This is a genomic window from Sulfurihydrogenibium azorense Az-Fu1 (assembly GCF_000021545.1).
Classification (GTDB): domain Bacteria; phylum Aquificota; class Aquificia; order Aquificales; family Hydrogenothermaceae; genus Sulfurihydrogenibium; species Sulfurihydrogenibium azorense.
This window is the reverse complement of sequence record NC_012438.1, coordinates 228,845-245,270: the sequence shown is the minus strand read 5'-3', so window position 1 is coordinate 245,270 and position 16,426 is coordinate 228,845. Positions and strand designations below refer to the sequence as shown.

Below are 16,426 nucleotides of genomic sequence, written 5' to 3'. Positions count from 1 at the left end.
AGAAAAAGGTTAATATTTTATAACAATGTTTTATTAAAAACTTTTTGAGGAAGGAAGGATGTCTTGGATAAGCGTTGAGAAGGCAAAAAAGTTAGAAGAAAGATTTGGATATCCAAAGGTATCACAAGATAAAAGTGGTGTTGTGTCTGTAGAAGTTCCAAAAGATAAATTTATAGAATTTTTAAAATTTCTAAAAGAAGATAAAGAGTATGACTTTAGAATGTTTTTAGACCTTACCATAATAGACCACGGTGAAAAAGAAGACCCAAGGTTTCAAGGAGTAGTTATACTCTTTTCTCCTACTTACCAACACAGAATAATTGTAAAAACATGGGCTTTAGACGAGACACTTCCTACACTAACTAACCTTTGGAAAGGTGCGAAGTGGGCAGAAAGAGAAGCATGGGATATGTTTGGTATAAAGTTTGAAGGTCATGAAAATCTAGTAAGAATGCTTCTATGGGAGACATACCCATACCATCCTTTAAGAAAGGACTTCCCTCTTGAAGGAATAAAAGACACTTACCTTCCTTCTTTAAATGAAACCTTAAGGGGAGATTCATTAGAAGGTCTGTTTAACTACGATAGAATGCATACTGCCATTCCAACGATGGAAGACCTTGAAATAACTCAAAAGAAAAGAATGCCTGTTAAAACTTCCCAGATAGTGTTAAACTGGGGACCACTACACCCAGGAACTCACGGGACAATATGGTTTTTATTTGACCTTGATGGAGAGTATGTAAAACAGTGTGATATTATCATAGGACAGCTTCACAGGGGTGTAGAAAAACTTGGAGAAAACGTTAACTGGCAACAGTTTATACCATATACTGACAGAATGGACTACATTGCTGCAATAAACGAAAACCACGCTTACGTTTTAGCTGCTGAAAAGCTCCTTGGCATTGAGATTCCAGAAAAGGCTAAGTGGATAAGAACAATGATGGCTGAGCTTTCAAGGATAAACAGCCACCTTCTATGGCTTGGAACTTATGCCTTAGACCTTGGAGCTCTAACAATGTTTTTATACACCTTCAGAGAAAGAGAAAAAATTATGGACATTATAGAAGGTATATCAGGAGCAAGGTTTACAATAAATTACTTTAGAATAGGTGGTGTTTTTGCTGACTTACCTTACGGTGCATTAGATGCGATAGAACATCTTATAAAGGATCTTCCAGAGAGAATAAATGACTACGAGACACTCTTGACAAGAAACAGAATATGGCTTTCAAGGAATAAAGATGTATGTATCATTACAGAAGAAGATGTTTATGAGTATGGTTTAACAGGAGCTGTTGCAAGGGGTTCTGGTGTACCTTACGATGTTAGAAAGATAGATAAGTATGATGCTTACGGAGAAGTAGAGTTTGATATTCCTGTAGGAGAGACAGGAGATTCTTACGACAGATACCTTGTAAGAATGGAAGAGATGAGACAAAGCATAAGGATAATAGAGCAGTGTGTAGCAAAATTAAGAAGAATGTCTAAAAATGACCCTTACTTTTTCCAGACTCCGGATGAGAAAAAATTAAAAGTTACGATAGATGGTAGAGGTATGAAGCTTCCAGCAGGTGAAGTATACGCATCTTCAGACAACCCAAGAGGAGAGCTTGGATTTTACATTTATAACAAGAAAGATGGGTTAAAAGCCCACAGAATGAGAATAAGGTCCGGAGCGTTCTACAACTTACAAGTCTTCACAAAGGCAATCATAGGAAGACCTATAGCTGATGCAATTACTTTACTTTCAACAATAGACCCAGTAGTTGGAGAGACTGATAGATAATGAAGATTTTAAGAGCTGTTTTTATCTTAATTATATGCTTACCGTTTTATGTGAAAGCTGATAGTTTTACAGAAAAAGATAAAGAACTTCTTATAAATCTCAGTATGCAACTTTCTGAGTTAAAGGCTAGATTAGAAGAGATAGATAAAAGATTAGGGCAAGTAGATAAAAGAATTGACTCAACGGATAAAAGGATTGATTCCGTAGAGAAAAGAATAGACCAGATAGACAAAAAAATAGATCAGCTTTACACATTTTTATGGATAATTACAGGAATATTTACAACTTTGACGGCTACCACTATAGGCTTTGCATTGTGGGATAGAAGAACCTATTTGAAGGAGGCATAAAATGGGTATAAAAAAAGTAGGTGCAAAACCTCAAACATTAGTTGAAAAAATATTTTTCCTTGATTTTATAAAAGGATTGAAAACTACTATAAAGCACCTATGGAAAAAAGTTATAACTGTTGACTTTCCTTATGAAGTAGTAACCCCTCCACCAAGGTTTAGAGGTGTGCATGGACTTAGAACTGTAGATGGAACTGAAAATCCAGAGTTTGATTCTTGGGTAAAAAGACTTAAAATAAAACCACCTGAACCGGGAGAGACAAGATGTATAGCTTGTAAATTTTGTCAAGCAGCTTGTCCTGTTCCAGAACTTTTTGATATACAATCAGAAAAGTTGGACGTACCAGAAGGCCATCCACACTATGGTTTAAAAGTTATGACAGTGTTTAATATGGACTTATCTAAATGTACTTTCTGTGGTCTTTGTACTCAAGCCTGTCCTACAGACTGTATAATAATGACAGATATATATGACTTATCCTCTTACACAAGAAGAAGCTGGGTTTTAGATAAGGATATGCTTACACAGATAGCAAACGACTTTGTAGCAAGAAGAGGAAAAGAAAAATTTGACGAAAAATCTCAATGGAGAGAAGACCAAAAACTATGGCCTGAATACGATAGGACAAGAGAGAAACTTTGGGACTTTAATATGCCTAAATTAGGTCTTAACTACCACGACCAAACAGCTTAATGAAACTATCAGGGAAAAAAGAACTAATAGATATAGTCCTTAATGATATAAAAAAGAGGGGAGGGATTAGTTTTAAAGACTTTATGGATTACGCTCTCTACTATCCTTCCCTTGGATACTACACTTGTGATAAAGAAAAAATAGGTGGATACGGAGACTTTTTTACAAGCTCAGAGTTAGACCCAGTATTTGGTCAGCTTTTGGCAAAACAGTTTAACGAAATCTATCTAAACTACTTTAAAGGAAAAAAAATAAAACTTGTAGAATTAGGGTCAGGAAAAGGTGTTTTAGCTTTTGATATTTTAAACGAGATAAAAACAAACTACCCAGAATTTTATGAAAATCTTGAATTCATCTCAGTAGAAAAATCCCCTTTCCATATTCAGCACCAGCAAAAAGTTTTAAACGGATTTAATGTTAAATGGTTAGAAAGTATTGAAGATTTAGAAGATATTGAAGGTATAGTTTACTCAAACGAACTTTTTGACGCTCTTCCTGTCCATCTTATAAAAAAGAAAAACGGAAAAATATACGAAATTTATTTAAACGAAAAAGATGGGGAGATAGTAGAAGAGTTAAGAGAAATTTCTGAAGATGTATTAACCTACATAAAGGAGTTAAAAATAGATATTCCTGAAGGTATGACTACAGAAGTTAACCTACTGGCTAAAGATTTGATACAAACAATAGGACAGAAACTTAAAAAAGGATTCGTCTTTACAGTTGACTATGGTTATCCTTCTAAAGAGCTGTACAAACCCTACAGAATGAAAGGAACTCTTTTATGCTACTACAAACACACTTACAATGAAAACTTTTATGAGAATATTGGGTTTCAAGACATCACTTCCCATGTTAACTTCTCAGCTCTTGTTTACTATGGAAAAAAAGCTGGACTTGAGTTTACAGGATTTACAGACCAAGCGCACTTTTTGATAAACTTAGGCCTTGGAGATATTATGATACAGCTGCAAGAAAAAGGAGATTCAAAATCTTTTGAAAGGATAAACAGGCTCAAAACCCTCATACTTCCAAAAGGTATGGGAGAAAAATTTAAAATTTTAATCCAGCATAAAAACATTAAAAACCCAATTTTATCAGGACTAAAGATAATACCACCTCAAAACGACAGATACAAGATAGAGGAGATTTAAATGCTTTACAATTTTATCGTTGCCTTTTCTTTTTTATTAATAGCCACATTTTCTTACTGGTACTCTTCAAAACTTGCCAACTATAAAAAAACTTCATTTTTTATGTCTTTTTTTGTTGTACTTATTCCTTACACTCTATCAGGGGGTTTAAAACTCCTTACAGAAAAGTTTATATCTCACTACTCTCTTTTAGTTATGTTTTTAGCGTTAATTATTCTACAAACTTACTTTGGGAAGCTGATTTTTAAAGAAGATTTAAAAAAAACATTAATAGCATCCTTACTTGGCTTAATAGTAACAGTTATAATAGGCCTCCCGATACTTGTTTTATCGGGAATAGCCATAACCTACTTGAATTTAAAACAATAGTTAAGATATCTTTCTAACTTTGACAAATAAATCCTTTAAAACAGTAATGTAATCTTCTTTTCCTTCTTCTACTTTGTCCATTATCTCTTCTAACTTCCTTGTAAACTCTTCTGATAAAAACTCTTTTAGGTTTGGTTTATTTGTAAGGAAGTTGTAAACTGTTTTTCCTAAGTTAGTAGGTATTAAAAATCCTTTTCTTTCTATAACATAACCTCTCTCTAATAGTTTTGCTATTATAGTTGCATAGGTAGAAGGTCTTCCTATCCCTTTTTCTTTCATCTCTTTAACAATTTCTCCGTGGGTGTAAAGGTATGCTTTTGGTCTTTGGAGTAGATTTTTATACTCTTGTACATCTATTTTTCCTTCTATCAATGGTCTTGTTTCAATACCTAAAACAAGGTTCCAACCATCTTGTAATACTTTTGTTTTTATCGTTTCTTTTATCTCAAAGTTTAAGGCTTTTATTACGATATCAGCCATCTCAACTTTTACTGGAATCATCTGAGAGGCTATAAATCTGTTGAATATTAGCTTGTAAAGTTTTATATGGTTGTAGCTCAAACCTTCTATCTGTTTACTTAGCATAAGGGACTCTAAATCTTCTGGAGTTATGTTTTTTGTTGGTCTTATACATTCGTGAGCTCCACCTTCTCCCCAAACTCTTGGTTTAAAGTAGTTTTCTCCAAACTCTTGAGTAATAATTTCTTTTGCAAGGTATATTCCTGCATCAGAGACTCTAATAGAATCTGTTCTGTGGTAAGTAATGTATCCAAGTTCAAAAAGAGTTTGGGCTAAGTCCATCGTTTGAGGAAGTGTAAATCTAAATTTATCACTGGCATCTTTAAGTAGTGTATCTGTTCTGTAAGGTGGAGGTGGATTTTCTACCTCTTCATACCTTTTTTCTACTACTACCTCAACTTCTTTTAGATTTTGATAAAACTTTTCTGCTTCTTCTTTTGTCTCAAAGGTTATCTCAAAGGAAAACTTTTTATCTTCTACAGGAATACTAACATTGATTACGTATATTTTCTTGCTTGCCTCTTGTTGACGTTTTATTATCCAACCTAAAACAGGTGTTTGGACTCTTCCAGCAGAGAGCCAATTTTTTTGAAACTCTTTTTGAAGGAGTTGAGAGTACTCAAAGCCTACCCATCTGTCTGCAACCCTTCTAACTATTTGGGCTTTAACTAAGTTTTCATTTATATCCCGTGGGTCGTTTATTGCTTTTGTTATAGCTTTTTTTGTTACTTCGTGAAATTCTATCCTTTTAATGTTTTTTAAAATTGGTTTTAAAAGGTCTTGTAAATCCCAAGATATCTTTTCTCCTTCTGCATCTGGGTCTGTTCCAAGTAGTATCTCCATATTTTCTATTGCAAGTCTTCTAAGGTTTTCTACTGTTTCCTCTTTTCCTTCAATTGTTTCATATATAGGAATTATCTCTTTATCCTCTACTATTACTCCGTGGTATGCAATATTCTTAACAAGGTCTAAAATATGTCCCAAAGAAGCTGTAATCATCAAGTATCTTCCTTCGGTAGATGTTTCTAAGACTTCTGTTTGGTTTATCTTTCTTCTTACAGGTTTTCCAAAAAAGTTTGCTATTGTTTTTGCCTTTGTAGGTGATTCTACGATTATTAAAGTTGGCTTTAGAAGGTCTGAAGATGATATGGTTTTAGTTGAATTGGTTAAAAAGTTTCTAACCTTTTCTCTATCTTCGTCAATCTGTTTTATCAGCTGGTCTAAGTTTACCTGGTTTATGTTTACAAATTCTATCTCTTCACTAAACCATTTTACTCTTTTGTTTAAATGTTTAAAAGCTGATTTTTCGTCAATTAGTATTAGGGAAAGTCCTTTTGTAATTCCACCTGCGTAAAGTCTTGATGTTCTTCCACTGGCTTGGAGGTATCCAGTGGCATCTGACACTATTAAGTAGTATCCGTCTTCTTTTTGTTTTAAAACAATTTCGTCTGAAGACTTTAAAACTTCTAAAACTTCTGGTCTTTGGAAAAAGTCTCTTATCTCTTTCTGTAGGTTTTCTATCTTTTCTTTAAGTTGTGGGTTGTTTTGAATAAAGTCCAGTGTTAAGTTTTGGTACTTTTGGAGCTGGGTAATCCATTGGTTTATTTTTATAGTGATTTCTGGAAATTTTTTAATCACATAACTTCTTATTGAAGTTAAAGCCCAGAGCATATGGGAAAGATTTTCTTCTAACTTTAAGGATATTGATATTTTAGGCACTCCGTAGAATAGAGCATACCTGATAACATGAGGAAGGTCTAAACCTCTTGCAAGTGGGTTTCTGTAAGAAGATATACCTACTAAAACTTGAATTTTACCTTCTTCAAACTTTTTGAGATTTTTGTCATCTAACTCTTCGTAAGATACGGCTTTTATCTTGTGTTTGTTTAGCTTTTCTACAACCTCATCTACAAACTCTTTTCCTTTATCAGAAGGAATAAATACAAGTCCACCTTTTCCAAGTTTGTTTATCCAGTAAAGGAGTTTTTCAAAGGAGTATTCTTCATCGTAGCTGTCTACTATATTTCTTAAATAAAAAGTTGGGCTTGATATTTCAAATCCTAAAAGTTCTCTAAAAAGTTTAACTCTGTTTGACCTTGGTTTAGATGTGGCAGAGGATACTATTAAGACTCCTGTTATTTTTTTCCTTTGTTTTTGAAGGTATTCTGTCAGCTGATTTATTTTATCCCAATCTTCTTGGGTTTTGTTTGGTTTTGCTTTTAGTTTTATAAGTATTAGAGCTTTTTCTATATCTTCTTGTGTAAAACCAAGTAGATACAGAGCTTTATCTATATTTTTTGCTGTTTTTACAAAAGAGTCTACATCATCAACGAATATAAACTCAAAGTCTCTGGGGTAAATTTCAAAGTTTTTGTATAGGAACATCGAAGTTGTGATGAGTATTTTAAAGTCTGCGTTTTTTAATCTTTCTTTGTTTTCTTCTTTTTCTTTATTTGATTTTTCTAATCCTATTGCGAGTATATCTTTTTTGTCTACTCCAAAGTTTTTTACTTTTTCATAGACTTGTTTTACTAGTAGTTTTGTAGGGAGTAAGATGTAGGATTTTTTGCCTTGTTTTGCCAAAAATGAAGCCATAGATATACCAAATGATGTTTTTCCTATTCCTGTTGGTGCAAGTAAGACAAAGGAGTGCTTTAAAAAAACTCTTTTTGCCCATGTGTTTTGTAAGTTCCATGGTTTTGATTTTATATAGGTTTGGAAATGTTCTTGCCATGTTTGGAGCGTGTCTTGAAGATGACATAACTGTTTTATATCTCCTGGTTTTACGTGTTGGCATACGTCTAAATCTTCGTCAGGTAAGCATTTTTTACAAGGCAGACCTTTTTCTAATCTATAGGAAGAAATCTCTCCATGACAGTTAGGACATAGTTTTTCAAAAATAGCATAAATCATCAGCTTCAGACCCTCTTTTTTGATTTTGAAATTATTATATCAATTTTGATGAAAGATAGATGTTAGAAGTTAAGAAAAAGTTGAGAAACTTCAATTCCCTCATAGTCGGGAGAAAACTATGACAAAGCTATTGTTACAAAAAAGAGTGGTAGACTTCAATTCCCTCATAGTCGGGAGAAAACCAAAAATCATAGAATAATAAACCAGGAATTTGACGAGCTTCAATTCCCTCATAGTCGGGAGAAAACGAAAAAAGATGGACAGAAATTCTTAATATTGATGGCACTTCAATTCCCTCATAGTCGGGAGAAAACATTTGCTCACATGCTATTCTCAAGTGACAATTAGAGCTTCAATTCCCTCATAGTCGGGAGAAAACAACCTATTTGACCTATCCGATTGATAACATCTTGATATCTTCAATTCCCTCATAGTCGGGAGAAAACCAGAGAAAATAAAAGTACGCTGGTACCGAGAATTAAAAAATGTCAAAAAGCGACTTCAATTCCCTCATAGTCGGGAGAAAACTTAAATTTCTTGATGTTCACTATGTAGAGTTAGAAATCTTCAATTCCCTCATAGTCGGGAGAAAACTTCAATTTTTACGATAGTTCGTACGATTCGATTTATACCTTCAATTCCCTCATAGTCGGGAGAAAACAGGTCTATTACTTCAGTAACCTTGGTGACTTGGTGATATATATATCACCAAGTCTCGTAAAATTTGACTCGGATCTTCAATTCCCTCATAGTCGGGAGAAAACTTTTTGGAGTGTCTATTTTTGTATCAAAGTCTACACTCTTCAATTCCCTCATAGTCGGGAGAAAACAAGATCCGATCTGGTTAAGTTTAAGAGAAATAGAAGCTTCAATTCCCTCATAGTCGGGAGAAAACGAATAATGAGTTCGATAACCTATCATCAGATATACAGCTTCAATTCCCTCATAGTCGGGAGAAAACCGCGTGCCAACCTTTGAATGTTTTATGAATAATGTTCTTCAATTCCCTCATAGTCGGGAGAAAACAAAAATTTTTTGGAGGTGTAACATGATAACAGTAAACTTCAATTCCCTCATAGTCGGGAGAAAACCAAAAAATTTTAAAAGGAGGATGTATCATGGTTAAAGCTTCAATTCCCTCATAGTCGGGAGAAAACTTAACAACTCACTACATTGATTACTGTGATTCAGAACTTCAATTCCCTCATAGTCGGGAGAAAACTATTATACAATAAGAAATGATGAATTTTATGAACTATCTTCAATTCCCTCATAGTCGGGAGAAAACTGGTTGGTATCCTCCAAATTCGTCTGTTTGTTTTCCCTTCAATTCCCTCATAGTCGGGAGAAAACAGATGTTACTAAACCTGTCTCACAGAGTACTTGCATCTTCAATTCCCTCATAGTCGGGAGAAAACATTCATTGAAACTTCATCTACAAAAATAAAAATTCACCTTCAATTCCCTCATAGTCGGGAGAAAACCATCTTTCATATTTAATACCCCACAGCTTTTTTAAACTTCAATTCCCTCATAGTCGGGAGAAAACGGCATCATGGAATGTACTTATTCCAGAAAATAGTGACTTCAATTCCCTCATAGTCGGGAGAAAACGTGAAACGTTTGAAAACACTACTTAAATTTGATTTTCTTCAATTCCCTCATAGTCGGGAGAAAACCTAGCTAAATATCAGTATGCAGAAAGAGACAAGAACCTTCAATTCCCTCATAGTCGGGAGAAAACGTCCAGTCTTTCTAGAAGCCACCCAGTTAACTGTTCCTTCAATTCCCTCATAGTCGGGAGAAAACCCGTTAATTTTTAAAAATAAAAAAAATTAAATAATCAAGTAATGACGCTACTTTGTAGGCAATTTTTATTTTCGTTAACCGCTTGCAAATTGAGGTTAATTGCATCGTAGCTCACATAATGCAAATATATTTTCTATTATATTCCCACTTTCACCCGCATCACTATTTGAATATTACAATAATATATTTTCTGTTTTCACGATGCAAAGCTAAATGATACTTAATATCAAGTAGCAAAATTCTCCTATTTTTCAAAAATTTAAGTTAGTTTCACCTATTCAGTTGTCAAGGTCTAACTTAGTAATTATCAACTATCAAATAGTATACTATACTTTCCAAAAAAATGCAACTATAATGTATTGTCAACATATGAAGCTAAAATTTTGATAGGACAACAACTCTATTGCTTACTTAACTGACTGGATTTCTCTTATCCTTCTTGCAAGTTCTCTTATAGCTTCTGTTTCTGTCATACCCTTTTCTATCAGTTCTCTAACTGTTTGAGCCTTTGCAAGGGTGTTTAGTACTTCAACTATATCTCCGGATGGATTACAACCTTCTGTTAAAGGTTTTCCATGTTGTAGAGCTTCGTTTATACACTGTTCTATCTGCTGGGGAGTAAATTTTTTTGCAAGTTCTTTTATCTCTTTTATATTCACAGCATCACCTCTTGTATAATGTTGTTTATAAGTTAAATTATAATCTTTGGTGATGGATATGGAAGTGGTAAAAATCATAAATGATGATTTAAATACGCTTTTTGAGATAAAAACTGATGACGGCTACACTATAGAGTCTGTCCACTACAGAAAAACTCTATGTGTTTCATCCCAAGTAGGATGCTCTATAAAGTGCTCTTTCTGTGCTTCTGGGCTAAACGGCTTGACTAGAAATTTATCTTTTGATGAGATAATAAATCAGTATTTAATGGTAAAAGATAAGGGTTATGAAATAGAAAGTATAGCCTTTGCAGGGATAGGAGAGCCTCTTTTAAACTGGGAAAATGTTAAACAGGCGTTTGACTACTTTAAATCTCAAGGTTTAAGTGTAAGCTTCTACACAACAGGTTTTCCTATATCAAACTTTAAACAGCTCCTTGCTCTAAATCACGACGGAGTAAACTTGTCTCTCCATAGCGTTTTTGAAGAAAAAAGAAAATCCCTTATTCCAAACTCCCACACAATATCCCAGCTAATACAAGTATTTAAAGACCACCTACAACAACTATCAAACAGAAAGAAAAAACTTTACAACATAGCCTACATTTTAATATACGGAGAAAATGACTCTTACGAAGAGATTGATAAATTAGGAGAAATTGCAAAAGAGTTAGGTATAGGAGTATCCCTTTTAAAGTACAACGAGATTGAGTTTTTCCCTTACAAATCAGTCCCTGACGACAGATACGAAGAACTGTTTTTAAGACTGAGAGAAAAAGGTATAAGAGTCACTCTATCCAACAAATACAGAACAAGAAAGATAGGCGGATGCGGAACCTTGATGGTGAATAGGTTAGAATTACATAAATTAAATTTTACGATTTTTTAAACTAGACATATAGTAGGAAATTGTTAAAAAATCATTAGCAAATTATATTGTTTTCAAGTTAAAAAAATAAAATGCAAAAAAGCCTATAGATATTATGTGTATGTTTTTATTTCAAATCATTTACATTTCTTATAAGTTTGATATTTTCGTTTGTAGTTGCTTTTTCAAAGTCCGTATCCAACGAAGCTATTTTATCTATTTCGTAATACTTGCAAGTGGCTAAAATTAAAGCATCATTTGTTAATAAATCATATTTTTCCATTAGTTTTAGAGATATATCTAATATTTCTTTATTTTCTTCTAGAACATTGAATAATAAAAGTAATTCTGAATAACTTTCTAATTCTTTCATTAAAGATGAAATGAGATTTTTCTGGTTTTTGATTGTTAAGATAGATTTACCTGATTTTAAAACTATTAATTTAAAAATAACCTCTGAAAATACTATACTGTTTATAAATACGTCAAAGTTATCAATTGCTACTTCCAGTATTTCTTTTGCTGCAGTATTTCCCTTAAAAGTTTCAATAAAAATAGAACTATCAATAAATATTTTATTGTTCATACCATTCTAACTCTGATTTTATTTCCAACTCTCTATTCTCTTTTAAGGTGTTAAATGTAGCGTTTAGAAGTTTCTTTGCTTTTTCTTTTTTTTCTATTCCTTCAATTAAATTCTTTATTTGTTCTAAAGTTAAAGAGGTTTTTATCTTTAATTCTCCGTTATCTTTGGTTTCTATTATAACTTTACCCATAAAAGCACCTCATTAAATAAAACTTTTATAAAACTAAATATAAAATCTAAAAGCAATTTTATCATAAGGCTTTATAAATTTTTTAAATAACCCCACTTTTTAGTATATCGTGAATATGGATTATTCCAACCGGTTTTTTGTCTTCTACTACTGGTAAAACTGTTATATTATGCCTTTCCATAAGTTCAAGGGCTTGTAAAACTAACCAATCAGGAGAAGCTGTTTTTGGATTTTTTGTCATAGCATCTTTCGAAAGAGAGTTATCTATACTTTTTCCCTTGTTTATAAATCTTCTTAAATCACCGTCTGTTATTATACCTGTAAGGTTGTTGTCTTTATCTAACACAAGTGTAGAGCCAAGACCCTTTTCAGACATAACTATTACAGCTTCTTTCAAAGGTGTATCTTCACAAACTATTGGCAGGTCTTTCCTCATTATATCAGCTACTTTCATAAGCTTTTTACCCAAAGACCCACCGGGATGGAACATTGCAAAGTTTTCTGGTGTAAAGTTTCTAAGTCTTAGCAAAGCAACAGCCAGAGCATCTCCTAAAACAAGTGTAGCTGTAGAAGATGAGGTAGGAGCAAGGTTTAAAGGACAGGCTTCTTTATCTACATTCAGGTATAAAGACACATCAGCGTACTTTGTTAAAGATGAATCTCTTTTGTTTGTTATAGCAATGATTTTATTTCCCCATCTTTTGAGGATTGGGATGATGGCTAAAAGCTCAGGAGTTTCTCCACTGTTTGATATAGCTATTATCAAGTCTTTCTTTTCAACCATGCCAAGGTCTCCGTGGAGAGCTTCTGCCGGATGGAGGAAAAAGGCAGGTGTTCCCGTAGATGACATCGTTGCTGCAATCTTTTTACCTATAAGTCCAGACTTTCCCATCCCTGTTATTATTACTTTCCCTTGAGCCTCTAATATAAGTTTTACAGCTTTCTCAAAACTCTCATCAAGACATTCTTTTAATCTATTTAAAGCCCTTATTTCTTCTTCTATTGTTTGCTTACCTAAATCAATGATTTGCACATCCATTACAGCTTCCACATCCTTTTGGTTTTAACAGGTTCATACTTTCAAGCTGTGTAAAAGTAATATCTCTAAGGTTTCCTTCTTCATCTGCAACTATTACCTTTTCTCCAATAAAATCGTACATTTTAACTGTGTAAGGTTTCCCTTCTATCTCTATAACAGATTCTATTTCAGGTAGGTCATTTTTTATGCTGTATGTTTCTTTTTCAAAAGTTAAACAGCACATAAGTCTTCCACATACTCCCGTAAACTTTGTAGGAGTTGGCGGAAGGTTTTGTTCTGTTAAAATCTCTACAGATATATTTTCAAACTTATCTAAAAATAAATTACAGCAACATTGATGTCCACAAACACCAACAGCTCCTGCTATCTGGACTCCATCCCTCACTCCTACCTGTCTCATCTCTATTCTCATTTTTATTCTTTTTGCCATTATTTTTACTAACTCTCTAAAATCAACCCTATTTTCTGCTGTGTAATAAAAAAGTGCTTTTGTCCGGTTTAAGGGTATATAACTTTTCAGTAGATTCATCTTTAGTCCAAGTTTTTCAGATTCCTCTTTACATATATTTAAAAACTCTTGAGCTTCTTCTTCATGTTTATCAAATATCACTATATCTTCTTTGGTTGCTTTTCTTATAAACTGGTAATTTTTTGTATCGTCTGTATAAACACAGTTTCCCATAACTAAAACAAGCTCATGACCTTTTTCAGACTCTATTACTATAAAATCTCCTTTTTTTATGCTTGTTGGTACTATAACTTCTGAAAATTTGTTTGTGTCTAAAAATCTTATTCTTACTGGTTTTATGTTATCCATCTACTTTACCTCACTTTAAGTTGTAGTACATTCCTTCTAAAACAAGCTTCTTTTTTACACCTCTTAGTACTGCACCTTTTGCCTTTTTAAACTCTGATATAAAACTTTCTGCAAAATTGTTATCCACTTTACCACTTTGTAAATCTTGCTCAAAAAATCTTAAAATTATATCAAAAAAAAGATTTGTATCATCACTGTCAAATTTATCTACTATTGGTGTTATAGAAAACAGTCCTTCTTGATGCTTCTTAGTTTTTATAAGTTCATAGTAAGAGTGGGCTAAGTTGTAAACGTTTTCTTTGTTTATAATGCTAAAAGGCAAACATAAACTACCACCAGATATTTTAGACAGATTTTCAACTTTTTTCTCATCACTTATTTTCAATCTTAATATATCTCTAACTTCTTCTTCAGACAACTTTCTAAATCTTATCTTTTTTAACCTTGACACTATGGTAGGTAGGAGCTGATTTTGGTTTGAAGTTGTTAGTATTATTAAGGTGTTTAAAGGGGGCTCTTCCAGAGTTTTAAGTAGGGCGTTTGCACTTTCGGTGTTCATATTTTCTGCTTTTTCTATTATCAATACTTTACCTTTATCTGATTTTAAAGTTAGAAAAGATATAGCTTCTCTGATTTGGTCTATCTTTATCTCTTTTCCTTCGTAGGGAATAAATTTTATGTTTGGATGGGGTGTTAGGTTTTCTTTGTTGTATACGTTTGATATAAGGTTGTTTACAAGCTTACAATCGTGGCATTCTCCACAGCCTAAACCTTGTTTCTTTTCACATAAAAAACCTCTTGCAGTTAGAAAAGCTATAAGTTTCTTTCCTATACAGTCTTTCCCTTCGTAAAGTAATGATAGTGAGTCATAGTTTTTACTTAGGTATTTTTTTATAAGTTCAATCTCTTTTTGATGACCGATTACCTTCATAGTATTTTTCTTTCTTTTAAAATGTTTAATATTTGGTTAAATATTTCATCTGGACTTTTTAATCCATCTAAAACTATCACTCTATCTTTTTCCATATCTGCTATCTTTAAAAACCCCTCTCTTACTTTTTGGTGAAAATTTAAACCTTCACTTTCTAATCTATCTTTTTCTCTGTTTAACCTTTTAAAAGCTTCTTGGACAGGTAAATCTAATAAAAATGTTATATGGGGTTTAATTCCTTCTGTAGCTAACTTATTTAAGTAATCTACAATACTATAATCTATGCCCCTTGCGTAGTGTTGGTAGGCTGTAGTTGAGTCGTAAAATCTGTCTGATATAACGATGTAATCTTGTTGAAGTAGTGGTTTTATAATGTTGTTAACATGTATGTTTCTGTCAGCTTGATAAAGTAGGAGCTCCGCTATAGAAGGAAAGTTTTCTTCCCAGTGGGACAGTAGAATCTCTCTTATCTTTTTACCTATTGAAGTCCCACCCGGCTCTCTTGTTAAGTATGCTTTTATACCTATATTTGTTAAATATTCATATAGCCTTTTTGCTTGTGTTGATTTGCCACTACCTTCAATTCCTTCAAATGTTATAAAAACTCCCATAAAACCTCATAAAAATATTTTTCCTTCTTATAGTATAAAATCTTATCATAAATAAGATATAAATTACATCTCTCCTGTATGTTGAAGTATTAATTTTATAAAGGATTCTTCGTAATAATTGCCTTTCTCTATTAATTCATAAATAAAAGGTTTTACTTCCTTTATAATCCCTTGCTTTTTAGCTTTAATTAAAATTCCTATTGTTCCTGAAATCTTTATACCTTTCTCTTCAGCTATTCTTCTTCCAAGTTTTTCATCTATTAGCAATAAATCTGCAGGTAGCTCTAAAGATAAAGCAATTGCTTCTGCTTCGCCTTTATCCAACTCTTTTTCTAATTGCTCTAATATTTTTCTATTTTCAACTTTGAGAATCTCTATCCAAGGTTCTTTTGAAATATCAATGTAATATTTATTTTTACCTTCTTGTATTTCGCCAAAAACAGCTTCAGGAATTAGAATTCTCTCATAAATTTTTTCTAAAATGTCTATTCTATTTAATTTGATAAAAGAAAGTATGGGAGTAGTGTTTGACACGACTTTACGCATTTTCTATATCTTTTATAAGTTCTTCTTCAGTATCTGGACTTATTTGGACTTTATATTTACCAAGCAAATCTAAAAATTCAATACGGGATATACCTAAAAGTTTTGCAGCTTTCCCTGAAGATATTTTTCCAAGTTCATATAGTTTAACTATAGCAGCTGTTTTTACTTCCTCTTCTTTTAGTTTTAGCTCATCAGGTAAATTTATTACGATTTTCACAGCTTCTCCTCATATAATGACTATATATGCATTCTGGTATTAATCATAAAAATATTTTTTTTATAGTATATAATCTTATCATAAATTAAAAATCAGGAGGAGAAAAGATGGCAATAGATAGACAAAAAGTTGAAGAAGTTTTAGAGCAAGTAAGACCTTACTTAAGATTTGACGGTGGAGATGTTGAGCTTGTAGATGTTTCAGAAGATGGAACAGTTTACGTTAGACTTATGGGAAGTTGTTCAGGATGTGCTATGTCTCTATGGACTTTAAAAGGTGGTGTAGAAGCAAGATTAAAACAAGCTATTCCGGAAGTAAAAGAAGTAGTAGCTGTAAACTTAGGATAAAACTACTAAGGGAGT

General features: G+C 32.7%; 17 protein-coding genes and 2 CRISPR repeat arrays. Of the genes, 7 read left to right on the top strand and 10 right to left on the bottom strand.

Going from position 1 to position 16,426, the window contains the following annotated elements; translation table 11 throughout:
* Nucleotides 1–58 precede the first annotated feature (58 nt).
* From SULAZ_RS01320 to SULAZ_RS01300, 5 genes are read left to right on the top strand one after another with little or no spacing between them, the layout of a single operon-like run.
* A complete protein-coding gene (locus SULAZ_RS01320; RefSeq protein WP_012674269.1) occupies nt 59–1,792 on the top strand; it encodes an NADH-quinone oxidoreductase subunit D in 1,734 nt (577 codons plus the stop codon).
* Complete coding sequence (locus SULAZ_RS08675) at nt 1,792–2,142, top strand: coiled-coil domain-containing protein (RefSeq protein ID WP_012673641.1); 351 nt, start codon at nt 1,792–1,794, stop codon at nt 2,140–2,142. The genes SULAZ_RS01320 and SULAZ_RS08675 overlap by 1 nt, the downstream gene beginning before the upstream one ends.
* 1 nt (nt 2,143) lies before the next feature.
* The gene (locus tag SULAZ_RS01310; protein ID WP_012674778.1) at nt 2,144–2,836 is read left to right on the top strand and encodes a NuoI/complex I 23 kDa subunit family protein; all 693 of its coding nucleotides are present in this window, start codon (nt 2,144–2,146) and stop codon (nt 2,834–2,836) included.
* Nucleotides 2,836–3,990, top strand: coding sequence for a class I SAM-dependent methyltransferase (locus SULAZ_RS01305; protein WP_012674180.1), 1,155 nt, complete (start codon nt 2,836–2,838; stop codon nt 3,988–3,990). Before SULAZ_RS01310 ends, SULAZ_RS01305 begins: the two co-directional genes overlap by 1 nt.
* Nucleotides 3,991–4,359: a hypothetical protein gene (locus SULAZ_RS01300; RefSeq protein WP_012674598.1), complete on the top strand. Its 369-nt coding sequence runs from the start codon at nt 3,991–3,993 to the stop codon at nt 4,357–4,359.
* Here SULAZ_RS01300 and rgy read toward each other — a convergent pair whose 3' ends face one another.
* Nucleotides 4,360–7,791, bottom strand: coding sequence for a reverse gyrase (gene rgy / locus SULAZ_RS01295; protein ID WP_012674047.1), 3,432 nt, complete (start codon nt 7,789–7,791; stop codon nt 4,360–4,362).
* Between the two features lie 88 nt (nt 7,792–7,879).
* A CRISPR array of direct repeats spans nt 7,880–8,452; the repeat unit is 29 nt; unit sequence CTTCAATTCCCTCATAGTCGGGAGAAAAC.
* Between the two features lie 73 nt (nt 8,453–8,525).
* A CRISPR array of direct repeats spans nt 8,526–9,600; the repeat unit is 29 nt; unit sequence CTTCAATTCCCTCATAGTCGGGAGAAAAC.
* A 407-nt stretch (nt 9,601–10,007) separates the two neighbouring features.
* Nucleotides 10,008–10,259 carry a DUF6952 family protein gene (locus SULAZ_RS01290; protein WP_012673552.1) on the bottom strand — a complete coding sequence of 84 codons (252 nt, stop codon included), beginning with the start codon at nt 10,257–10,259 and terminating at the stop codon, nt 10,008–10,010.
* 58 nt (nt 10,260–10,317) lie between these two features.
* Here SULAZ_RS01290 and SULAZ_RS01285 point away from each other — a divergent pair, with 58 nt between their 5' ends.
* Nucleotides 10,318–11,148: a radical SAM protein gene (locus SULAZ_RS01285; RefSeq protein ID WP_012674286.1), complete on the top strand. Its 831-nt coding sequence runs from the start codon at nt 10,318–10,320 to the stop codon at nt 11,146–11,148.
* 106 nt (nt 11,149–11,254) lie between these two features.
* Here the strand turns inward: SULAZ_RS01285 and SULAZ_RS01280 are convergent, their stop codons facing one another.
* From SULAZ_RS01280 to SULAZ_RS01245, 8 genes are all read right to left on the bottom strand, one after another.
* Nucleotides 11,255–11,713, bottom strand: a complete 459-nt coding sequence (locus SULAZ_RS01280) for a type II toxin-antitoxin system VapC family toxin (RefSeq protein ID WP_012674856.1) — start codon at nt 11,711–11,713, stop codon at nt 11,255–11,257.
* Nucleotides 11,703–11,903, bottom strand: a complete 201-nt coding sequence (locus tag SULAZ_RS01275) for a hypothetical protein (RefSeq protein ID WP_012674016.1) — start codon at nt 11,901–11,903, stop codon at nt 11,703–11,705. The genes SULAZ_RS01280 and SULAZ_RS01275 overlap by 11 nt, the downstream gene beginning before the upstream one ends.
* An 82-nt stretch (nt 11,904–11,985) precedes the next feature.
* Nucleotides 11,986–12,942 carry a KpsF/GutQ family sugar-phosphate isomerase gene (locus SULAZ_RS01270; protein WP_012674650.1) on the bottom strand — a complete coding sequence of 319 codons (957 nt, stop codon included), beginning with the start codon at nt 12,940–12,942 and terminating at the stop codon, nt 11,986–11,988.
* The gene (locus SULAZ_RS01265; protein ID WP_012673868.1) at nt 12,923–13,759 is read right to left on the bottom strand and encodes a PSP1 domain-containing protein; all 837 of its coding nucleotides are present in this window, start codon (nt 13,757–13,759) and stop codon (nt 12,923–12,925) included. Before SULAZ_RS01265 ends, SULAZ_RS01270 begins: the two co-directional genes overlap by 20 nt.
* A 10-nt stretch (nt 13,760–13,769) precedes the next feature.
* Nucleotides 13,770–14,690, bottom strand: coding sequence for a DNA polymerase III subunit delta' (locus SULAZ_RS01260; RefSeq protein WP_012674807.1), 921 nt, complete (start codon nt 14,688–14,690; stop codon nt 13,770–13,772).
* Complete coding sequence (gene tmk, locus SULAZ_RS01255; RefSeq protein ID WP_012673774.1) at nt 14,687–15,301, bottom strand: dTMP kinase; 615 nt, start codon at nt 15,299–15,301, stop codon at nt 14,687–14,689. The genes SULAZ_RS01260 and tmk overlap by 4 nt, the downstream gene beginning before the upstream one ends.
* A 63-nt stretch (nt 15,302–15,364) precedes the next feature.
* Nucleotides 15,365–15,847 (bottom strand): PIN domain-containing protein, encoded by a 483-nt coding sequence (locus SULAZ_RS01250; RefSeq protein ID WP_012674537.1) that lies wholly within the window; start codon nt 15,845–15,847, stop codon nt 15,365–15,367.
* Nucleotides 15,840–16,064, bottom strand: a complete 225-nt coding sequence (locus tag SULAZ_RS01245; protein ID WP_012673589.1) for a UPF0175 family protein — start codon at nt 16,062–16,064, stop codon at nt 15,840–15,842. The genes SULAZ_RS01250 and SULAZ_RS01245 overlap by 8 nt, the downstream gene beginning before the upstream one ends.
* 107 nt (nt 16,065–16,171) lie before the next feature.
* Between SULAZ_RS01245 and SULAZ_RS01240 the strand changes: the two genes are divergently transcribed.
* Nucleotides 16,172–16,411: a NifU family protein gene (locus SULAZ_RS01240; RefSeq protein WP_012673650.1), complete on the top strand. Its 240-nt coding sequence runs from the start codon at nt 16,172–16,174 to the stop codon at nt 16,409–16,411.
* Nucleotides 16,412–16,426 lie beyond the last annotated feature (15 nt).